14 protein-coding genes and 1 tRNA gene are annotated in these 14,121 nt (G+C 64.8%); 8 read left to right on the top strand and 7 right to left on the bottom strand.

What is annotated here, in order from left to right:
* Positions 1-47: 47 nt before the first annotated feature.
* Complete coding sequence (gene leuB, locus QO033_RS03295; protein WP_284479504.1) at positions 48-1,154, top strand: 3-isopropylmalate dehydrogenase; 1,107 nt, start codon at positions 48-50, stop codon at positions 1,152-1,154.
* A 6-nt stretch (positions 1,155-1,160) separates the two neighbouring features.
* Here the strand turns inward: leuB and QO033_RS03300 are convergent, their stop codons facing one another.
* The gene (locus QO033_RS03300) at positions 1,161-2,753 is read right to left on the bottom strand and encodes a Na/Pi cotransporter family protein (protein WP_284479505.1); all 1,593 of its coding nucleotides are present in this window, start codon (positions 2,751-2,753) and stop codon (positions 1,161-1,163) included.
* A gap of 128 nt (positions 2,754-2,881) precedes the next feature.
* On the opposite strand from QO033_RS03300, the gene QO033_RS03305 reads away from it, so the two are divergent.
* A tRNA-Pro gene (locus tag QO033_RS03305) sits at positions 2,882-2,958 on the top strand.
* Positions 2,959-3,189: 231 nt separating this feature from the next.
* Here QO033_RS03305 and QO033_RS03310 read toward each other — a convergent pair.
* Complete coding sequence (locus QO033_RS03310) at positions 3,190-4,185, bottom strand: hypothetical protein (RefSeq protein ID WP_284479506.1); 996 nt, start codon at positions 4,183-4,185, stop codon at positions 3,190-3,192.
* Positions 4,186-4,305: 120 nt separating this feature from the next.
* On the opposite strand from QO033_RS03310, the gene QO033_RS03315 reads away from it, so the two are divergent.
* A complete protein-coding gene (locus tag QO033_RS03315; protein WP_284479507.1) occupies positions 4,306-5,217 on the top strand; it encodes a LysR family transcriptional regulator in 912 nt (303 codons plus the stop codon).
* Between the two features lie 251 nt (positions 5,218-5,468).
* Here QO033_RS03315 and QO033_RS03320 read toward each other — a convergent pair whose 3' ends face one another.
* Positions 5,469-6,362, bottom strand: coding sequence for a LysR family transcriptional regulator (locus tag QO033_RS03320; RefSeq protein ID WP_284479508.1), 894 nt, complete (start codon positions 6,360-6,362; stop codon positions 5,469-5,471).
* A gap of 103 nt (positions 6,363-6,465) precedes the next feature.
* On the opposite strand from QO033_RS03320, the gene QO033_RS03325 reads away from it, so the two are divergent.
* Entirely contained in the window at positions 6,466-7,233 is a 768-nt protein-coding gene (locus QO033_RS03325; protein WP_284479509.1) for an SDR family oxidoreductase, read from the top strand.
* 5 nt (positions 7,234-7,238) lie between these two features.
* Here the strand turns inward: QO033_RS03325 and QO033_RS03330 are convergent, their stop codons facing one another.
* Positions 7,239-7,694 (bottom strand): cyclophilin-like fold protein, encoded by a 456-nt coding sequence (locus QO033_RS03330; RefSeq protein WP_284479510.1) that lies wholly within the window; start codon positions 7,692-7,694, stop codon positions 7,239-7,241.
* A 2-nt stretch (positions 7,695-7,696) separates the two neighbouring features.
* Complete coding sequence (locus tag QO033_RS03335; protein ID WP_284479511.1) at positions 7,697-8,890, bottom strand: MFS transporter; 1,194 nt, start codon at positions 8,888-8,890, stop codon at positions 7,697-7,699.
* Between the two features lie 222 nt (positions 8,891-9,112).
* Here QO033_RS03335 and QO033_RS03340 point away from each other — a divergent pair, with 222 nt between their 5' ends.
* The 4 genes from QO033_RS03340 to QO033_RS03355 all read left to right on the top strand — a co-directional run bounded on the left by QO033_RS03340 (position 9,113) and on the right by QO033_RS03355 (position 12,123).
* Positions 9,113-10,192: an alpha/beta hydrolase gene (locus QO033_RS03340; protein WP_284479512.1), complete on the top strand. Its 1,080-nt coding sequence runs from the start codon at positions 9,113-9,115 to the stop codon at positions 10,190-10,192.
* Positions 10,193-10,443: 251 nt separating this feature from the next.
* On the top strand, positions 10,444-10,842 hold the full coding sequence (gene flaF, locus QO033_RS03345; RefSeq protein ID WP_284479513.1) for a flagellar biosynthesis regulator FlaF: 399 nt from the start codon (positions 10,444-10,446) through the stop codon (positions 10,840-10,842).
* A 4-nt stretch (positions 10,843-10,846) separates the two neighbouring features.
* Entirely contained in the window at positions 10,847-11,275 is a 429-nt protein-coding gene (locus QO033_RS03350; RefSeq protein ID WP_284479514.1) for a flagellar biosynthesis repressor FlbT, read from the top strand.
* A gap of 14 nt (positions 11,276-11,289) precedes the next feature.
* On the top strand, positions 11,290-12,123 hold the full coding sequence (locus QO033_RS03355; RefSeq protein ID WP_284479515.1) for a DUF1217 domain-containing protein: 834 nt from the start codon (positions 11,290-11,292) through the stop codon (positions 12,121-12,123).
* A gap of 30 nt (positions 12,124-12,153) precedes the next feature.
* Here the strand turns inward: QO033_RS03355 and QO033_RS03360 are convergent, their stop codons facing one another.
* Together QO033_RS03360 and fliP are read right to left on the bottom strand one after the other, a co-directional pair.
* Positions 12,154-13,176: a flagellar motor switch protein FliG gene (locus tag QO033_RS03360; protein ID WP_284479516.1), complete on the bottom strand. Its 1,023-nt coding sequence runs from the start codon at positions 13,174-13,176 to the stop codon at positions 12,154-12,156.
* A gap of 114 nt (positions 13,177-13,290) precedes the next feature.
* A complete protein-coding gene (gene fliP, locus QO033_RS03365; protein ID WP_284479517.1) occupies positions 13,291-14,115 on the bottom strand; it encodes a flagellar type III secretion system pore protein FliP in 825 nt (274 codons plus the stop codon).
* Positions 14,116-14,121 lie beyond the last annotated feature (6 nt).

Genomic DNA, 14,121 nt, shown 5'->3' on the forward strand with positions numbered 1-14,121 from the left:
TGATGGCCGCGCTACGCCCTGCGCAACGTATTTAAAGGAGTCTGCGCATGTCCAATCCTTCGCTTCTCATCCTGCCCGGCGACGGCATCGGCCCCGAGGTGATGGCGGAAGTCACCAAGATCATCGACTGGTATGGCACCAAGGGTGGTCTGAAATTCGATGTCAGCACCGATCTGGTGGGCGGCTGCGCCTACGACAAGCACGGTGTGCCGCTGGCGGATGAGACCATGGCCAAGGCGCAGGAAGTCGATGCCGTCCTGCTGGGTGCCGTCGGCGGCCCGAAATACGACAACCTCGATTTCAGCGTGAAGCCGGAACGCGGCCTGCTGCGCCTGCGCAAGGAGATGGACCTTTACGCCAACCTGCGCCCGGCCCAGTGCTTTGACGCGCTGGCCGATTTCTCGTCGCTGAAAAAGGACGTGGTCGCGGGTCTCGACATCATGATCGTGCGCGAGCTGACCTCGGGCGTCTATTTCGGCGAGCCGCGCGGCATCTTCGAAGAAGGCAACGAGCGCGTCGGTATCAACACCCAGCGCTATACCGAGAGCGAGATCGACCGCGTTGCGCGCTCCGCCTTCGAACTGGCCCGCAAGCGGAACAACAAGGTCTGCTCGATGGAGAAGGCCAACGTGATGGAATCCGGCATCCTGTGGCGCGAAGTCGTCCAGAAGGTGCATGACGAGGATTACCCGGACGTCGAGCTGACCCACATGTATGCCGACGCCGGCGCCATGCAGCTGACCCGCTGGCCCAAGCAGTTCGACGTCATCGTCACCGACAACCTGTTCGGCGACCTGCTGTCCGACCTCGCGGCGATGCTGACCGGCTCGCTCGGCATGCTGCCCTCGGCCTCGCTCGGCGCGCCGATGGCCAACGGCCGTCCCAAGGCGCTCTATGAACCGGTGCACGGCTCCGCGCCCGACATCGCCGGCCAGGGCAAGGCCAACCCGATCGCCTGCATCCTCAGCTTCGCCATGGCGCTGCGCTACAGCTTCGATCAGGGCGCCGAGGCCGACCGGCTGGAAAAAGCGGTTGAGAAAGTGCTGGCAGACGGTCTGCGCACCGCCGACCTGCTGGGCGAAGAAGGCGTGCAGCCGGTTTCGACCAGCGAAATGGGCGATGCGATCGTCGCCGCGCTCGACGCCAGCCTCTGATCGGGCTCACCCGGCCGGCGGGGGCTGTTGCAACACCCCCCGCCGCGCCACTTGATCGTAATGGCTGATCCGCGCCGCGTGATGCAGGCTGCGCTGCAGCCAGCGCATCGCATCGGTATGCGCGAAGACCTCCGCCAGGGAATAGAGCCCGGCGTGCTCCCCCAGCAACAGCCCGCGCCGGTGCCGCGCCGCGCGATGATCGACGATCTCCTCCAGCCAGGCGAAGCGGGCCGGATCGCGGTCACTGCCGGCCTCTGCCACCCGTCCCAGCAATGCTCCCATCAGCGCCGCCGGCCGGCGCAGGCTGCGATCCTCGAACAGCGTCTGGATATTGCCGTGCTGCTCGGCCCGCTCCAGCAACCGGCGCAGATGGTCAGCCTCGTGCAGCAGCGCCGAATAGGCTTCTTCCTCCGCCCGCAGATCCGCCGGCAGCCGGATCGCCGCCAGATAGCGTTCCAGCCGGTCCAGCGCATCGGGCATCACCGGCGCCAGCGCCGCCAGCTTGCGATAATCCGGCTCCGGCCGCATCGCCGCGGCGAGGGCGGAGAACAGCCGCCCGGCGATCACCGCGGCGCCGCCCTGTGCCGCCACCAGCGCCGCCCGCGCATCCGACAACAGCGCCCGGTCCAGCCCCAGCCGCAGCCGGTCGGCCTCGCGCTCGGGGACCAGGCGTTCGATCAGTTCGGCAAACCGGGTGGTGACCGGCAGGAACAGCGCCGCGCCGGCCAGGTTGAACCCGGTGTGAAAGCACAAAAGCGTGTTGAGCGGCCCGATCGTCGCGCCCAGCCGCAGCAGCCCGGGCGCCAGCAGCATCAACAACGGAAAGGCCAGGGCCGTGGTGATCACGTTGAACGCCAGATTGGCCACCGCCGCCTGCCGCATCGGCCGCGACCCGCCGACCGAGGCCAGAAGCGCGGTGAAGGTGGTGCCGATGTTCATCCCCAGCACCATGGCCGCCGCCTGTTCCAGCCCGATGGCGCCGCCCTGCAACAGCACCAGCGCCAGCGCCACCATCGCACCGGAGCTTTGCACGATGACGGTCATCACCAGCCCGATCAGCATCAACCCCAGCATCCCCAGCACACCGTGCTGCGGCAGCATCTCCGGGCGCAGCAGGCCGGTGGCCGCCTCCATCGCCGTCTGCATCAGCTCCAGTCCCGACAACAGCAGGCACAGCCCCGCCGCCACCTGCCCGGCCCGGGCAAAGGCACCGCGACCCAGCAGCGTGCTGAGGCTTGCCGGCAGCAGAGCCGCCATCGCCAGCGATCCCAGCTGCAACTTCATCCCCAGGATCGACACCAGCCAGCCGTTCGCCGTGGTGCCGATATTGGCCCCGAAGAGAATCCCCATCGCCTGCGGCAGGCTGATCAGCCCGGCGCCGACGAATCCCACCGTCATCACCGTGGTGGCAGAGGAGGATTGCACCAGCGCCGTCACCGCCGCCCCAGAGGCCACCCCCCGCAGCGGCGTGGTGGTGAACCGCGCCAGCACCGCCCTGAGGTTCGATCCCGCCAGCTCCTTCAGCGCCCGGGTCATCGCCTCCATCCCCATCAGGAACATGCCAACGCCGCCGAAGAGGAAAAAGAAATTCGCTGTCATCGCCCACTCTCCCAGAAGCGAGAGACTGCCCCGGTCCCCGCGCTGACGCAAGCATGACAGAAGGCGGATTTTCCCGTCATTATCCGCTTGCAAATCCCGCAGCGCGCGTATACCCCACGCGGCACGGTCGGAGTGTAGCTCAGCCTGGTAGAGCACTGTCTTCGGGAGGCAGGGGCCGGAGGTTCGAATCCTCTCACTCCGACCAATAGAACAATGTCGATAGTCAGGGCATTTGCCCTTTCGGGTCACGAAATGTCCTTTTGGTGCCACTGCGCCCTGGCTCGGTTTGCCCGCCGCTAGAGGGCAAACACCTTATCTGCACACACCGCGCGGATGCGCCGCTTCATGAAAACCTAGAGATCGGCTTGGAGCCCAGATTACCGAATGCTGCACCGCGCATGACCGGCGGCTATTTCAACGTGTATCTTGTCGCGCGTTACCGCTTAATAGACCAAACCATGGCTGTTTCGTATCCTGCGGCTTCGAGCATTTCGATCTTCGACGGCCACCCGGCCGGGCAGACCACGAACGCGGCCCCGGTGCCCCTGTCCGCCAGTGCGGCCTCGGCGGCGTGCAGAAGCGCGCTCGCGCCCGCGCCATCGTTTGCAAGACCCGCTGGATCGGCAAGGTCCGTGTGGTAATAGTCGTCGGTGACCCCGGTGCCGGTGATGTCGTGCGCCGGCGGAAAATGCAGCCGTGAAGCAGGCTGCGCGATCACATAGCCGCTAAGGTTTTCCGGCGGCCCCATGACGATCATGTCCCGGTCGCGCAGTGTAAGGCTTCGGGTCATCCAGCCGGTGAATCTGGTGTCTGCCTCGGGATGCTGCTCCCAGAACGTGTCGATCTCGAACAGGATCTGCTTGTTTTCCGCTGCCCGCGTGACGATGCCGGGAACGTCCGCCTCGGTGGCCGGCCGGACTGTCCGAGGGCGCCCGGCATCGCCAAGATCGGTACGCGAGAGGTAGAGCGTCAGCGGATCGTAGCCATGATCCCGAAAAACGTCTCGCCAGGGCACGCCGGTGACATAAGTGGACAGAAGTATCTTTGCCCCGGTCTCCCTCAGGGCAGCTTCCGCCGCAGCCACTAGGGCCTCTACCGTGCCTTCCGGCGCACCCGGTGCCACGGCGCTGTCAGGCAGGATCAGTCCTGGATCGCCCTGCTGGCCCGCATAGATCGGCGGCACCGGAAGACGCATCGAGTGAATCACCCCGGTGATCGCGCCATCATGTTCGGAAACCTGCCATATCTGGCGGAACGACTGCTGTTCGGCTGTCAGCGCGAAGGTCAATGCCTTTTCGATCTGCGCCGGCGCGTCCTCAGCCATTTTCCAAAGGGTCGGGTCGGCGGCATGACGGTCCTCGGCGTCCAGAAGAAGAAGATCGACAAGGCGGGGAATGTCGCCGGTGGTGGCGTTGCGAACGGTGTGTGACATCTGATTGATCCTTGAAAGTCTCACGTGGAACTTTGACCCTTTATCGCCACAGTCCGTCCGTTTGACAAAACAGCATATCTGCGCAAGCATTTAGAAAATCTAATGCCTTGAGGCCAGTAGATGAAACCAATAAATCTGAATTCCCTTCGAGTGTTCGCCTGCGTGGCGCAACACGGCAACCTTCAACGTGCAGCGGAGGTGCTGAACCTGACGCGCGGCGCGGTGTCCCAAAGGATCAAGCAGTTGGAAATTGATCTCGGAGTGATCCTACTGGAACGTCAGGCGCGGGGCGTCTCGCTGACCCCCGAAGGCCTACGCTGCCGGGACGCCGTCGACAAAGCGCTGGCCACGCTCGAAACAGTGTTCACCGAGTTTGAGCAGGATGAAGGGCAAATCACGCTTCATCTTGGCTCCTCGACGGCGGCGAAATGGCTGATGCCGCGCATGGAAGATTTCGCCACCCGGTTTCCTCGTATCTCGCTGAGGACCGAGGTTCACACACGGCAGTTGTCCCGCGATCTGGCCCGCAACGAGATTGCCATCTGGCCGGGCAAAGTCTCCGATCCAAAGCCGTTTCAAAATGCCCGACGACTGACCGACATCCGCCTTGTTGCCGTATGCAGCCCGGACTTCCCAAGACCCGATTGGCCGATGGAACTGGAGACAGTGCTAAACTTACCGCTGCTTCAGGATGCACATCGCACATGGGAGTCTTTGATTGAGGGGGCCGGGCACCGCGCCTTGCACAAGCTGCTGAATTTCGATCGGTCCGCGCTGGCTCTGGACGCGGCGATAGAGGGGCACGGCGTCGCAATCGCTCCGACCTACATCGTCGAAAACGATGTATTGAGGAAACGCCTGGTAGAGCTGTGGGTCAGCCCATCACCGCCGACTGAGCAGCTCTTCGTTTCTTGGTCGCAGGAGCATGTCAGACAACCCGTCGTGCTTCGGGTCGTGGACTGGATCGCCTCGGAGTTTGAACAAGAGCGGACGCTGGAAAATGGGCGAAAAATGGCGGGAAGGTCCGCATAGTTGCCCCTTCGGGCCGTGCCTGCCCCGGACAAAACCAGTGATGAAAGAGGGTGCTGTCGTTGCCGATCCAAAATCTGGCCGCGTGTTTTCAAGGTGTTAGCACGGACCAAAAGGACAAATCCGGTGACTCTCGACAAACAAGGCGCCCTCGGGCGCCTTTGTTGTTTTCTCTACGCTGCGCAGGGCACGTTGCAAAGATGCGCCGGAGGCCTGGTGTCCCACCCGCGCCCTTTCCCGACATCTCACCCCTGTCACCCCCTGTGGCGCAGCGCGTTGAGGACGGCGCGGAAGGCGGGGGAGGCCTGGCGGCGGTTCGGGTAATAGAGGTGGAAGCCGTCCCAGACCGGGCAATAGGTGTCCAGGACCTGCACCAGCCGCCCGGCCTGCAGATGTGGCGCGGCCAGATCGGCGGCCATGTAGGTCAGGCCGAATCCTTCCAGCGCGGCCTCCAGGCAGTAGAAGATATTGTTGAAAACCAGCTGCCCCTCGACCTTCAGCCGCAGGATGTGGTCATCCTCCCGAAACTCCCAGGCGAAATTCGTCCCCGCTGATTGCAGCCGGAAATTGATGCAGGGCAGCGTCGCGAGGTCGCGCGGATGCTCCGGGCGCGGCCAGCGGTCGAAAAGCTCCGGTGCGGCAACAACGACATAATGCAGATCCGGGCCAATCCGGGCCGAGATCATGTCGCGGGCCAGATGCTCTCCGCGCCGCACCCCCGCGTCATACCCCTCTGCCACCAGATCGTTCAGCCCGTTGTCCTGGGTGATCTCGACCCGGATGTCGGGATGTGCCTTCAGGAAGGGGATCAGCTTCGGCCAAAGGATCTGGCTGATTCCCAGATCCGAGGACACCAGCCGCACGGTGCCCGCCGGCACATCGCGCAGCGCGCCCAACGCCTCGACATGGGCGTCGATCTCGCGGAAATGCGGGGTGATGCCATCCAGCAGCCGCTGCCCTGCTTCGGTCGGGGCGACCGACCGGGTCGTGCGGGTCAGCAACCGCACGCCCAGCCGGTCCTCCAACTGGCGGATGGTGTGGCTGAGCGCCGATTGCGACACCCCCATGCGCGCCGCCGCGCGCGTGAAGTTGCGTTCCTGCGCAACGGCGATGAAAGCTCTGAGGTCGTTGACGTTCTCGCGGGGCATGGGATGCGCTATTGATTATCTCAGTCAATTGATACAGTCAGATTATACTGGATTTCCACTAGATCGAAGGCCAAAGCGCCACGATCCGAAGACGGAGCATGACATGGCGCGCATATTCGTAACGGGGTCGACCGAAGGCGTCGGACGCAACGCGGCCCAGGCGCTGCGCGACGCCGGGCATGAGGTAATCCTGCACGCCCGCAACGCCGCCCGGGCAGAGCGGTTCGGGCAACTGGCCCGGGGTGCGCGGGTGCTGACCGGCGATCTCGGCCTGCTGTCGGACACCCGGGGGCTGGCGCAGGCGCTGAATGCCATCGGCCCGGTGGATGCGATCCTGCACAACGCCGGCATCATCGACGAACCCCGCGCAGAAACCCCCGACGGGCTGCTGCGGGTGCTGATGGTCAATGCCATCGCGCCCTATGTGCTGAGCCTGCAGGCGGATCGCCCACGGCGGCTGATCTTCACCGGCAGCTCGATGCATCGTGGCCATGCCGGCGTGTTGGAGGATATGGACTGGCGCCGCCGCGCCTGGTCCGCCAGCGCTGCCTATGGCGAAAGCAAGCTGCTGGTCGCGGCCCTGTCGGCCGGGCTGGCGCGGCATCTGCCCCGGACCCTGTGCCATACCGTCGATCCCGGCTGGGTGCCGACCCGCATGGGCGGTGCCGCAGCCAGCGACCCGCTGGAACTGGCCCATGTCACGCAATGCTGGCTGGCCACGGCGGAGGAGACAGAGCTGGGCGACAACGGCGGCTATTGGCTGCACATGCGGCGCCAGACGCCCGATCCGAAGGTCACCGACCCGGCGTTTCAGGATGCGGTGATCGCCCGGTTCGCCGAGGTCACCGGTGTCGCCCTGCCCGGCGACTGACCGGCTCAGTCGATCAGCTCGATCCGCAGCGGATATTTTCCCCTGTGCCGCAGGGGGGCGACGCCGCCTTCGATATGGCCCAGCCGGATCAGATCGCCGCGGAAGGTGTAGTCGTCGTGAAACAGCGCCAGATTGCCCCAGCCGAGGAAGTAGCACAGATCGCCCGGCCTCTCGTCATCGAAGGGGGCAAAACCACCTTCGTCCAGCCGGCGCGGCAGATGGGCGATCTTCTCGTTGGTGGAGAAATCCTCAATGGTCAGATCGAGCGGCAGCAGCGACACCAGATCGCGCACGGTGGGATTGTCCCGCAGCGCATAGGTGACGACCTGATCGTCGAAACGGCAACGCATCCGCAGCGGCCCGCGCTGCGCCCGCAGGGGGACGGGCAGCACCGCAGAGGCCGCCGCAGCGCTTAGGAAACCGCGGCGGCTGGGGCGGCTCAGGGGGGTGAATCGGGTCATCGTCATCTCCGCACAGGGTTCAGAAGCCGTTTGCCGTTGCCCGCCAGTACCACGGCGACACCGGCCAGGATCACGCTCCCGGTGAAGGTAGCGGTCACCGAGAAGACGTCGAGCAGCAGGCCCCCGATCAGCGCCCCCAGCAGGATAGAGGCCTGGATCGCCGCCACCATCAGCCCACCGGCGGCCTCGGGCTGATCGGCGACGGTCCGGGCCATCCAGCTCATCCAGATCACCGACATGGCGGTGTTCATCGCGCCCCAGACAAACAGCAGCAGCCCGGTCGCAACCGGCGACTGGCCGGCCAGCAGCAGGGCGGCGGTGCAGCCGCCCATGATCAGCGCCGGCAGACACAGCAGCCGCTCCACCCGCGACCCGACCAGACGCCCGGACAACGCGGAGCCGACGAAACCGGCACAGCCCAGACCCAGAAGCATCAGCGAAAACGCCTCCACCCCGACACCGGTGACCTGCTCCAGAAACGGCCGCAGGTAGGTGAACATCGTGAAGGCAGAGCCCCAGCTGAAGGTCACCGCCAACAGGCCGCGCCGGAAATATCCGCGGCGCAGCAACCCGATGAAGGCGCCGAAGCTCTGCCGTGACCGCGCCGGCAGCGACGGCAGAGCGACGACATGCCAGACCAGGTTGACGGCGACGATGGGGGTCAGCGCCCAGAAGACGCCGCGCCAGCCGATGATCTCGCCAAGATAGCTGCCGATGGGGGCGGCAAAGGCCGCCGCGATGGCCTGGCCGCCATACATCAGCCCCAACGCGCGGGGCACTGCCGTCGCCGGAACCAGCCGCATGATCACAGAGGTCGCCAGCGACCAGAAGCCGCCGACACAGATGCCCAGCAAGGCCCGCGCCAGCATCAGCACCGCGAAGGACGGCGCCATCGCCACCATCGCCAGTGATATCAGCATCAGCGCCGTCATCGCGATCAGCACCGCCTTGCGGTTCAGCCGCCCCGCGACAGTAGTGATCAGCAGGCTGGTCGCCACGGCGAAAAAGCCGCTGATGGAAATCGCCTGGCCGGTCTGGCCGCTGGTGGCGCCCAATCCCCGGGCGATCGGGGTCAGCAGGCTGACCGGCATGAATTCCGCCGCGATCAGCATCGCCACGCAGAGCGACATCGACAGCACCGCACCCCAGGCCGCCTCTGTCTCCCGTCGCTGTTCGCCCTGGGTCAGATCCGTCATCGTTCTGCTCCGCTTGCCGTCTTGCCGGCTCCCTACCCCGGTGGCCCGCTGCGGATAATGCGCAATATCCGCATGCAGTCATGAGCAGTGTCGATCAACCCCGCGACGCGCCCGGATCATTCATGAATTCTGCTCATCGCGACAAACGAAATCGCCGGTCTAATCCCGCCGCCCGGGTGCCCCCACATCCCGGTCAGACGTTACCTGATGAGGAGAAACGACATGACCGGAACCATCGCATCCGACACCCCGAACGCGGACCGCCGCACCCTGCTGAAAATGGCCGGTGTCGGCGCCGCCGCCTTCGGTGCGGTCTCTGCCGCCGCGGCACCTGTGCTGGCACAGGCCACCGATGACTGGGACAAGACCTTTGCCAAGAGCGACGCGGTCGATCACCAGAAGGTCACCTTCACCAACCGCTATGGCGTGCCGCTGGTTGGCGACCTCTACCAGCCGGCCGACCGCCCGGCCGCCAAGCTGCCCGCGATCGCCGTCGCCGGCCCGTTCGGCGCGGTGAAGGAACAGGCCGCCGGACTCTATGCCCAGACGATGGCCGAGCGCGGTTTTGTCACCCTGGCCTTCGATCCGTCGTTCGTCGGGGAAAGCGGCGGCGCGGTGCGCGACGTGGCGTCGCCCGACATCAATACCGAGGATTTCATGGCCGCCATCGATTTCCTCGGCCTGCATGATGCCGTCGATCAGGAGCGGATCGGTATCATCGGCATCTGCGGCTTCGGCGGCATGGCCCTGAACGCAGTCGCCGCCGACAAGCGGGTGAAGGCGGTGGCCACCACCAGCATGTACGACATGTCGCGGGTGATGGCGAAAGGCTATTACGACGCGATGACCGCCGAACAGCGCGCCGCGGCCCTGGAGCAGATGAGCCGCCAGCGCTGGAGCGATGTCGAAAACGGCGCGCCGGCGATGGCGGGCGGCCTGCCCGACAGCCTCGACGGCATCGATGACCCGGTGATCCGGATGTACTACGGCTACTACAAGACCGACCGGGGCTATCACCCGCGTTCGGTGAACTCCAACGGCGGCTGGACGGTGACCAACCCGCTGTCCTTCATGAACATGCCGCTGCTGACCTATGTGGACGAGATCGCGCCGCGCCCGATGCTGGTCATCGCCGGGTCCGAGGCCCATTCGCGCTACTTCACCGAAGATGCCTATGCCGCCGCCGCCGAGCCGAAAGAGATGATGATCATCGAGGGCGCCGATCACGTCGACCTCTACGATCAGGTGGACATCATCCCCTTCGACAAGCTGCAGTCGTTCTTCGATCAGAACCTCGCATAACCCTGGTTGAAGCCCGCCCCCGGCGGGCTTCGCCCTTTCAACCGGTGGCGATCCCCCGCTCCGGTCCGCGCAAGAGGGTCGTGAAGGGCCCTCCCGGCGCGGAAGGACGACGGCCGGCGCGATGCAAAGCCGCAGCAGGGCGCAAAACACCCCCCGCCGATTCGAAAACCGTCAGGGATTTAACTGGCTTTAACCGCGATGGGATAGGATGGTGAACGAGGCAGTTCATAAAAAACACCGGAAGTCCCCGAATGAGCATAACCGCTTACAAGCGGACGATCGCGCAGACCGAGTCTCCGCGTCAGATCGAACGCCGCGTGCTGTCGCAGGTCACCGCCGAGCTTGAGCATTACGGCCCGGCCTTCGACACCGCGGAGCAGAAATCCGACAAGCTGACCGCGCTGGCCGGCGGCCTGCGCGACGCGCTTTGGAAAAACCAGCGCCTGTGGCTGGCGCTGCAGACCGACCTGTCGCAACCGGGCAACCAGCTTCCCGCTGACCTGCGCGCCGGGCTGTTGTCGCTGTCGGTCTGGGTCAATCGCCACACCCAGGCGGTGATGAAGGGGCAGAACCGGGTCCGGCCGCTGGTGGACATCAACCGCAGCATCATCCGGGCGCTGGAAGGCAACCCGCTGCAGGTGATGGAGTAGCGCCATGGCCCTGCGGCTGACCCTGAAACCGAACGAGAAGATCGTAATCAACGGCTGCGTCATCCGCAACGCGGACCGGCGCCAGACCCTGACCATCGAGAATTATGCCGATGTGGTGCGGGGTATCGATCTGCTGGACGAACACGAGGCCGCCACCCCGGTGAAGAAGGCCTATTTCTTCATCCAGTCGGCGTTGCTGCGGCCGGAAATCCGCAAGGACCTGACGCCGATCATCCAGAAGAACCTGGCCGAGCTGGTGCCGATCTTCAACCAGCAGATCGCCGGCCATATCTTCGAGGCGGCCAATCACGTGTCAGCCCGCAATTACTACAAGGCGATGCGCGCGCTGCGCGAAGTCATGCGCTATGAGGACGAACTGCTGAACCTGCTGGCCGGCACCGCGCCCGAGAGCGAACCCCAGGCCGCCGAATAGATCGAGGAAACCCCATGGTCCTGAGCATTTCCGGGCTGAGCAGCCAGATCGCGCTGAAGCTGATCGACAGCACCCACGATTCGCAGATCGAGACGCTGGCGAACTCCGGCCAGCACGAGCGCGCGGTCGAGGCGTTTCGCGACCGGATCGGCTCCATCACCTCGGCCGAGGATCTGGTGAAGGATTACGAGGTCTACAGCTTCGTGATGAAGGCCTTCGATCTCGAAGATCAGATCTTCGGCAAGGCGATGATCCGCAAGGTTCTGGAAAGCGACCCCGACGACAAGACCTCTCTGGTCAACCGGCTGACCGACGACCGCTTCATCGATCTGAACGAGGCGCTGGGGTTCACTGCCGCCGGCGGCGAACCCGTGGTGCCCGATTTCAACGACACCGCCTGGCAGGACAGCATCGTCAACCAGTATTACGAACAGACCCTGATCAACAGCTACTCGGAAGAAAACGAAAACGTCGGCGTCGCGCTTGAGTTCCGCAACGCCGTCGATGACATCGAATCCTGGTACGATGTGCTGGCCAACGAGGATCTGACCGATTTCTTCCTGACCGCGCTGGGACTGCCGGAGGAGATGGCCGCGATCGACGTCGACAAGCAGGTGTCGCTGCTGTCGAAATCCTACGATCTGGACAAGCTGGCCGACCCGGCAGAACGGGAGCGGCTGCTGACCACCTATCTGGCCATCGCCGACATCCAGAATCCGCAGGCCACGGCGGTGGACAGCCCGGCGCTGAGCATGCTGCAGAATTCGACCTCCCTGACCTCTTCGATCATCGAGATCACCTGGGACATGACGCCTGTGGGGGTGTCGACCTATTCGCTGAACCGCTGATCGCGGCCGGATGGCGCGCGCGCCGTCCGGTCAGTCGATCATATCCTCTTCGTCGCCGCTGGGCAGTTCGATCTCCCCCTCGGAAGCGAGACGGATCGCCGCCTCGACCAGTTCGGACTGCGCCTGTTTGACATCGCGCGTCTTGACCGGCCCCATACTGCGCATTTCCTCTTCCAGCATGTCGCGCGACCGCGCCGGCAACGAGGCGAGGAAATGATCGCGCAGCTCCTTTTCGGCACCCCGCAGCGCCAGCGGCAGGGTCTTGCCGCTCACCTCGCGCATCACCTTGGCCAGCGTCGCCGGCTTCAGCTCTATCAGGTCGCCAAAGACGAACATCTTCTGCTTGATGGTGCGGAACTCCGCGGGGATCTTGCGCTCCAGCTCGCGCGAAAGCCCCTCGAACACCTTCGAGTCCAGCTTGTTGAACATCATCACCAGCTGTTTCTCGGTCTCTGCACCGGCGTTGCGGCCGGCCTTGGCCAGCACTTCCCGCCGCAGGCTTTCCTCAATGCTGCGCAGCGCCTCGGCCGGCAGGCTTTCCATTGCCACCATCCGCTCGATCAGATCGACGGCGCGGTCCTGCCCCAGAAGCGGCAGCACCTTGGCTGCCGTGTCGGCGCGGATGCGGGTCAGGATCACCGCCACGGTCTGATTGTGTTCCTTGCGCAGGAAATCGGTCAGGATCTTCTCGTCCAGCTCGGACAGGTCGCCCCAGAGATTGCCGGTGGCGCTGTCCTCGATCTCATCGAGGATTTCCGCCACCCGATCCTCCGGCAGGAAGCCCTTGAGCAGCCCGCGCGCCGCCTCGACCGAGCCGGTGATGCCGCCATAGCTCGACATCTTCTCGCCGAACTCGCGCATCACCTCCTCGACCACCTCGGCCGGCACCTCGCCCATCGCCGAGATCGCCCGGGTGATCTTGCGGATCTCGCCGACATCGAGCTGCTGCATCAGCGCCCCGCCGCGCTCCTCCCCCAGGCAGAGGAACAGGATCGCGGATTTCTCCGCGCCGCTCAACGGCCGGTGCTTGCGCAGGGGAGAAAAGTGATTCATCGCCACATGCCTGCCGCAGAGGGTTCGGGGTTAACTGGTCGTTGATAAAATAGCGCCCACTGTTCATGGGACGCAAGGATAACCGGCAGAACATGCCGATTATTTCTTTCTGATCTAACCGCCACCTACGGCAGAGTAAGATTGCATCAGCGACCCCGCCAGCATGTACCAGCCGTCGATCAGCACGAAGAAGATCACCTTGAACGGCAGCGACACGATCACTGGCGGCAGCATCATCATGCCCGCGCTCATCAGCACCGAGGCGACGATCAGGTCGATGGCGATGAACGGCAGATAGAGCAGAAAACCGATGGTGAAGGCGCGCCGGAGCTCCGAGATCATGAAGGCCGGCACCAGCACCCGCCAGCTGACCTCTTCCGCCGCCTCCGGTGCGATATCCGGGTTTTCCTCGCCGGCGATGTCGCGAAACAGCGCGATATCCTTGTCGCGGGTGTTGGCGAACATGAAGGTGCGGAACGGCTCGGCGATATTGACCACGGCCTGCTCCTCGGTGATGGCGTTCTGCATCAGCGGCCGCAACCCGCCGGTCCAGGCATCGTCCAGCACCGGCTGCATGACGAAGAAGGTCATGAACAGCGCCATGGCGTTCAGCACCATGTTCGGCGGTGTCTGGTTCAACCCCAGCGCCGACCGCAGCATCGAAAAGACGATGACGAACCGGGTAAAGCTGGTGGTCACCACCAACAGCCCCGGCGCGATGCTGAGCACGGTGACCAGTGCAAAAAGCTGGATCAGCCGGCCCGACAGGCTGGCGCTGTCGTTGCTGCCCGGCGCCGCGCCGCCAAGGCCGGAGGACAGATCGCGGATCAGCCCGCCCAGATCGGTCTGCTGCGCCTGCGCCACGCCGCCCGCCGCCAGGACGACCAGCGCCGCCACGGCCAGGCAGCGCAGAAACGGGGCAAGAGCGGGGCGGCGCATCGGCGG

This window comes from Pseudodonghicola flavimaris, from assembly GCF_030164425.1.
Lineage (GTDB): Bacteria > Pseudomonadota > Alphaproteobacteria > Rhodobacterales > Rhodobacteraceae > Pseudodonghicola > Pseudodonghicola flavimaris.